The organism is Roseospira goensis (assembly GCF_014197795.1).
GTDB lineage: Bacteria > Pseudomonadota > Alphaproteobacteria > Rhodospirillales > Rhodospirillaceae > Rhodospira > Rhodospira goensis.
Genome location: NZ_JACIGI010000019.1, coordinates 81,679 through 87,678, shown reverse-complemented (window position 1 = coordinate 87,678; position 6,000 = coordinate 81,679). Strand labels below are relative to the sequence as shown.

Here is a 6,000-nt window from a genome sequence, read left to right as displayed (position 1 = left end):
TCAAGGTCATCAAGCGGATGGCCTACGGTTTCCGGGATGACGCCTACTTCTTTCTCAAGATCCGCGCCGCCTTCCCCGGAATTCCGTGATGAACCCAAAAAAAGCCGGCGGTCCGCCAGCCTCGTACACGTGCCGTCGGTCCGCCGGCTTCAGGGACTGAGCCGTCGCTGTGGTCTTGCGCTACGCATAGGGCCTCGCGCTTGGGTTACATCGCCGGCTTGGGTGTGCCGGCCGCCGACGCCATCGCGTCGAGCACCCGGCGTTTGAAGGCCTGCTGTTCCGAATCCACATGATCGTCGATGTGGGGCGAACGGCACGTCATCCCGTACCGAAAAAACACAAGGAAGCGCAACATCGCCGCGTCCTCCCCTTTCGAAGTGGGCCATCCGGCGGCACCCGCCGATGACACTAAGGTAACAACGCCCATCGCCCCCCGCAACGAAAAAAGCGCACAGAGTGCGCAGATTCGGCCAACCGCGTTTTAGACCAATCCCCTACTCGTGCGCCCCCTAAAGGTTTAATGCACAAACAAAGCTCTATATGCGCGCGATCGGCCCGCGCCGGGGCGCGCCTACTCGCCGGCCGGAAGCGGCCGTCGACCCAGCAGCGGCGCCGGGATGAAGCCGGGAATGCGGCGGCGGTAGGCCGCATAGGCCGCCCCGTAGCGCCGGAGCAGGCGGCGTTCCTCGACGGCGGCGCCGATCACCAGATAGGCCGAGGCCCACAGCGCGGTTGCCAGCCCGAACGGGCTCAGCGCCAGGCCCCACACGATCAGCAGGCCGCTGGCGTAGAACGGGTGGCGCACGAAGCGGTGCGGCCCGTCCAGGCGCAGCGCCTCGTCCTCCGGCGCGTCGGGCTCGCGGATCTGGCGCAGCCCGGCCAGCCGCGCCATGTCGTAGTAGCGCGACGACCACAGCAGCAGAGCGACCCCGAGCACCGCCCCGCCCAGCATCGCGCCCCGGACGATCCCGGGCAGGTCGAAGGCCGGCGCGTCACCCAGCAACCAAAGGCCGAGCCCGAACACCAGCCCGATATGCACGGTGGCGATGGCGTTGTAGGCCAGCCGGTACCAGCGCCCCAGGCCCGCCAGCCGGCGCTTGACGCCGCGGTTGGCGAACACCGAGTGGCCGAGCCCGAAGCTGGCCCACAGGGCGACGTAAAGGGCGTGCGCGCCCCACGGCACGGTGGCGTCCATGGCGATGTCCTTCCGATGGTTCGCAACGGGCCGGAGCGGACGGCGCCCCGGTCAGGCCGTGACCCTCACGACGGGCGGTCCAGGGTGATCCGTTCCAGGGTCGCCGTGGTGGACTGCCCCGCCTCCAGCCGGGCCAGCAGCACCCGGCCACCGTAGCCCTGCACGACGTCGGCACCCACCACCGTGTCGATCGTGTAGTCCGCCCCCTTTACCAGTACGTCCGGGCGCAGGGCGTTGATGAGGCGCAACGGCGTGTCCTCGCCGAACAGCACCACCCGGTCGACGTCGGCCAGCGAGGCCAGCACGGTGGCCCGGGCCGCCTCGCCCTGCACCGGCCGACTCGGTCCCTTGAGGCGGCGCACGGAGGCATCGGCATTGAGGCCGACGACCAGACGATCGCAGGCTGCGCGCGCCTGCGCCAGCAACGAGACATGCCCGGGGTGCAGAAGGTCGAAACAGCCGTTCGTGAAGCCGATGCGCAGCCCGCGCCGGCGCCAGCGCTCGACGGTCTCCAACAGGGTCTCCAGCCGCACCACCTTGTCCTCGGCCCGGGCCAGATCCTGGTGGTGCAGCGCGGCGGCCAGGTCCTCGGCCCGCACCGCAGCGGTGCCGACCTTGCCGACCACCAGGCCGGCGGCCGCGTTCGCCAGCCGCGCGCCCACCGACAGCGGCGCGCCCGCCGCCTGGGCCGCGGCCAGAGTCGCCACCACGGTGTCGCCGGCGCCCGAGACGTCGAACACCTCGCGCGCCTCGGTGGGCAGATGCTCGGCGGGGCCGTCGGCGGTGACCAGGGTCATCCCCTCCTGACTGCGCGTCGCCAACACCGCGCCCAGGCCGCACGTGCCGATCAGGTGGCGCGCGGCGGCCTCGATGGCGGCGTCGCCGTCGGTCGGGTGCCCGCCCGTGGCCTCGGACAGCTCCGCACGGTTGGGCGTCACCACACGGGCGCCGGCATAGCGACGGTGATCGCTGCCCTTGGGATCGACGATCACAGGCACCCCGGCCGCCCGGGCCAGGGCGATCAGCTCGGCCGTCACCGCCGGCGTCAAAACCCCCTTGCCGTAGTCCGACAGCACCACCGCGCCGCAGCCCGCGAGGTGATCGCGCGCCGCCGCCAGCAGGCGGCCGGCGCCGGCCTCGGTCACCGGAGTCGTGTGTTCCGCATCGGCCCGCAGAAGCTGCTGCCCGCCCGCGACGAAGCGGGTCTTGAGCGTGGTGGGCCGCCCCGGTTCCGTCACCAGCACGGTCTCGACCCCGGGCAGCGCGTCCAGCATCGCCCGCACCTCGGCCCCGGCGGTATCGTCGCCGCCCACCGACAGGAACACGACATCCGCCCCCAGACCGACGAGGTTGCGGGCCACGTTGCCGGCACCGCCGAGCATCGCCGTCTCGCGCTGGATTCGGAGCACGGGAATCGGCGCCTCGGGCGAGACCCGGTCGACGGCCCCGTGCACGTAGCGGTCCAGCATCACGTCGCCGACACACAGAACACGAGCGGCGGACAGGCGGTCGACCCAGTCGATCAGGGCGGCGGCCTCGGTGGGTGCGGCGGGGTCGGCGGCGGGCATGGCGTGGGGGTCCTCGTGATCGGTCGCGGCGGCCGCTGCTCTTATCACAGCCCGCCCGGTCCGCCGAGCCCGCGCGGCGTGATCGGCCGTCCGGTCAGCAGGCTGCCCAGGTGGGCCAGCAGGCCGAGCAGCAGCACCAGCGCCAGTGCCATGACGGCGTGCCAGGGCACGCGCCAGATGCGGCCCGGCTGCCAGGGGCGGTGCGCCCGCCAGACGGCCACGGCCAGCACGCCCGTCACGGCGGCCAGCGCAACCAGCGTCTCGGTCAGGTCCACGGCGAAACGAGCCCCGGGCGGTCGAGCGACCGGAGGCGCCCGCGGGGGTGCCGGGGCTTGCGGGCTTGGGGCCGGGCGCCCAGGGTTGTACAAGGGGCGGCGGCGCGGCCAAAGGCCCGGGCCGGGTCGACAGGCGGCGGCTTGGCGGTCGTCACGAAGCGGAAGGAGCCCGGACCGGCGCGGGGTCGGGCGGGGAGCGAGTCGATGCCAGCGGGCTGGGTTCTGCGCAAGGTGGATTCCCTGGGTGGCGCGGTGGTCGCCGCGCTCGGGGGCGGCGCGGCCTCGCAGTGGCGCGAATTCCTCCAGCAGTACCTTCAGCGCCTCGGCGGTCATCTGGACGAGGCGCGGCGCCAGGTGGAGAGTCTGAATGCGCGGCACGACACTGCGGACCCCGCACACCAGACCGTGTTGGCCGACATGCTCTACGACAGCCAGGCCCGCGCCGCCAGCTTGACCGAGGCGCTGCGGCGCCTGACGGACGCCGATCCGGTGACCCAGCCGCTGGTGTTCCTGCGCCACATGGAGCCGGCGGTGGCCCGGGCCACCCTGGAGACCTTCCAGCCGGCGCTGCCCCTGGATCCCGCCTCGCTGGGCTGGGCAGGCGCCGGCCTGGTGCTGGCCTTGCTGCTCTACGAACTGGCCAAGGGCGTGCTGTGGGCGCCGCTGGCCGTGGCGACGGGGGCCGTCCGGCGCCGCCACCGCAGGCGACCGGCCGGCGGCGATGCCCCGGCGGGGCGGAGCCGCCCGCGCGGCGGACGGCACGACCGCGTGGAGCCACGCCTTTAGCCGGGGAGCCGGGTCCGCTGGTCCGCCGGTCCGCACCCCCTACAGCCGATTGCGACAAACCGGACTCGCGGCGCGATTCTATTTAGGCACTATCTACTTTAAGGAGCCTCCACTCGGTAGTTCAGCCCCAGCGCCTGGGCGGTGTTGGAGACGGTGGCGAGGCAGGCATCGGTCCGCCCGGGCGGGATGGCGACGGCAAACCGGATGACATACTGCCCGGCCTCGCGCGGCACCGGATAGGCGTTCAGCGTCATGATGTTGGCGTCGAAGTCGCCGAACACCTCGGCCAGCCGGGTCACCAGCCCGGGCCTGTCGCCGCCCGAAACGTAGACGTGATGGGTCACGGCCGAGCCGTCGTCCGGCTTCGTCCAGGCATCGTATGCCGTGACGGTGATCTCGGCCTCGCGCGCCTCGGGCGTCCCGGCCAGCGCGGCCTGCACCTGGTCGGCGGTGACGTCGTCGGCCACCGTCACCACCGCCGAGAACTCCGCCCCCTGCCCCAGCACCGAGAACCGGGTGTCGCCCAGGTTGGCGCCCAAGTCGAACAGGGTGCCGGTGAGGCCGGCGACCAGACCCGTGCGGTCGGGACAGAACACCTGGACATGCAGGCTGTGGGGCATAGCGGACTCTCCCTCGACTCGGACAGACGGCGCCACGCCCCGCAGTCCGGACGCGGCGGCGCCATCGTAGAGCGGTTCGCTCCAAAAGGGAATCCTCGCCCGTCAGCAAGCCGGACGCCCCGCCGCCGCCGCGCTTAAGGCTTCGTTAACCGAATGCCATTGACGCCACCGCGCGCCGCGCGCAGACTGGAAGAAAGATGCAGGCTGGTGGGGTGTGCCCGCAGCCGAATGTCTTCTGTGTCCGGACGCAGGCGCCTCGTGCGCCTCTCGGCGCATCGGACGGCGAGGCCCACCGTGACGGCCCCGGGACCGCTCCGGGCCGCGGGGTCGTGTGATCGGGGGGCGCGACACGGCGGGTGCGGACCGTGTCGGGGAGTGAAGAATGGCCGCAACGGCATCGCCAGTCGGATCGGTTCCGGTTCCGTCCTCGGTCTCGCGAGGGGCGACGGTCCGGCCTGGCCCGTCGGCGGGCGGCGGCAACGGCAGCCTCTCCGCCATGGTCGAGGCCATCGTCGGCGGCGCCCCGGTGCACAGCCGCGGCTCCGGCGAGCGTCCGTCGATGGACGACTTCGGCGCCCACGCCGGCGACCATGGCGATCAGGGCGCACACGCGACCCGCGCCCAGGCCCGAGGACGCGACGCCGCACGCGAGGCCGGCGGCGCGGAGCCGGGCGCGTTCGTCGTCACCCCCTTCCTGGTGGACCAGATCGCCGGCCGGACCGCCGCCGGCGACGCGGCGGTGCCCCTGCCGGTGCTCAGCCAGATCACCTACGGCATCGGCGTCTACGACCGGGCCGTCCAGGCCGTGGCCGGCCACCAGTCTTCGGATCTCCTCGGGCGCCGGCTCGACCGGGCGCTGTAAACGCACCCCGCCCGCGCCGCGCCCCTTTCCCCGCGCCTCGGCCTTCGCCCCCCCAGTCCGGCCCCCAGTCCGGCCCCCAGCCCGGCCGCCAGTCCGGCCGCCAGGGCGCCGTCGCGTCGGCCGGTATGACGGGCGGCGTGTGCGGGGATGATCGCGGGTTTCCCCCGCCAATCCAGCCTAGTCCAGCCTAATCCCGGCCGTAGCGGATGTAGTCGGTCCAGGTGCGCTCGATGCAGGCCAGCGCCTCGGCGGCCTCGCGCAATGTCTCTTCGGTCACGTCACGCCGCCTCAGGTTGGCGACGAGCGATTCCTGCAAGGCGCCCACGGTGTGGCAGACCACGAACCCGCGGTCGGTCAGACGCAGGCGGGTGGCGCGCCGGTCGTGCGGACTGCGCTCCTGCGTCAGGTAGCCCATCTCTGTGAGCTTCTTGATGTTGTAGGAGACATTCGACCCATGGTAGTAGCCGCGATCACGCAAATCGCGGATCACGACGTCCTCCTGCCCGATGTTGAACAGCAGGAGAGCCTGGACGGCATTCACGTCATCGTTGCCGACCCGCCGCAATTCCGTGCGCAAAACGTCCAGAAAGTGGCGGTGCAGGCGCTCAACGAGCTGGACGATGGAAGAGTAGGCCTCGTACACGCGCGCCGCGCCCCCTGCCGGATCATGGTGTCAAGTGATGTTGGTCGAGAG

At 72.2% G+C, this 6,000-nt stretch carries 8 protein-coding genes; 2 read left to right on the top strand and 6 right to left on the bottom strand.

The window, feature by feature from the left end:
- Positions 1-205: 205 nt before the first annotated feature.
- The 4 genes from GGD88_RS12060 to GGD88_RS12045 all read right to left on the bottom strand — a co-directional run bounded on the left by GGD88_RS12060 (position 206) and on the right by GGD88_RS12045 (position 3,038).
- Positions 206-355 carry a hypothetical protein gene (locus GGD88_RS12060; RefSeq protein ID WP_184435778.1) on the bottom strand — a complete coding sequence of 50 codons (150 nt, stop codon included), beginning with the start codon at positions 353-355 and terminating at the stop codon, positions 206-208.
- A gap of 216 nt (positions 356-571) precedes the next feature.
- Positions 572-1,195 (bottom strand): methyltransferase family protein, encoded by a 624-nt coding sequence (locus GGD88_RS12055; protein ID WP_184435776.1) that lies wholly within the window; start codon positions 1,193-1,195, stop codon positions 572-574.
- Between the two features lie 65 nt (positions 1,196-1,260).
- Positions 1,261-2,763: a D-glycero-beta-D-manno-heptose-7-phosphate kinase gene (rfaE1, locus tag GGD88_RS12050; protein WP_184435774.1), complete on the bottom strand. Its 1,503-nt coding sequence runs from the start codon at positions 2,761-2,763 to the stop codon at positions 1,261-1,263.
- A gap of 44 nt (positions 2,764-2,807) precedes the next feature.
- Entirely contained in the window at positions 2,808-3,038 is a 231-nt protein-coding gene (locus GGD88_RS12045) for a hypothetical protein (RefSeq protein WP_184435772.1), read from the bottom strand.
- A 204-nt stretch (positions 3,039-3,242) separates the two neighbouring features.
- Here GGD88_RS12045 and GGD88_RS12040 point away from each other — a divergent pair, with 204 nt between their 5' ends.
- Positions 3,243-3,824 carry a DUF2937 family protein gene (locus GGD88_RS12040; RefSeq protein ID WP_184435770.1) on the top strand — a complete coding sequence of 194 codons (582 nt, stop codon included), beginning with the start codon at positions 3,243-3,245 and terminating at the stop codon, positions 3,822-3,824.
- Between the two features lie 98 nt (positions 3,825-3,922).
- Here the strand turns inward: GGD88_RS12040 and GGD88_RS12035 are convergent, their stop codons facing one another.
- Positions 3,923-4,444, bottom strand: coding sequence for a glycine cleavage system transcriptional repressor (locus GGD88_RS12035; RefSeq protein ID WP_184435768.1), 522 nt, complete (start codon positions 4,442-4,444; stop codon positions 3,923-3,925).
- Between the two features lie 496 nt (positions 4,445-4,940).
- On the opposite strand from GGD88_RS12035, the gene GGD88_RS12030 reads away from it, so the two are divergent.
- Positions 4,941-5,306: a hypothetical protein gene (locus GGD88_RS12030; protein WP_184435766.1), complete on the top strand. Its 366-nt coding sequence runs from the start codon at positions 4,941-4,943 to the stop codon at positions 5,304-5,306.
- 187 nt (positions 5,307-5,493) lie between these two features.
- On the opposite strand, the gene GGD88_RS12025 is transcribed toward GGD88_RS12030, so the two are convergent.
- Positions 5,494-5,949 carry a winged helix DNA-binding protein gene (locus tag GGD88_RS12025; RefSeq protein ID WP_184435764.1) on the bottom strand — a complete coding sequence of 152 codons (456 nt, stop codon included), beginning with the start codon at positions 5,947-5,949 and terminating at the stop codon, positions 5,494-5,496.
- Positions 5,950-6,000: the final 51 nt, after the last annotated feature.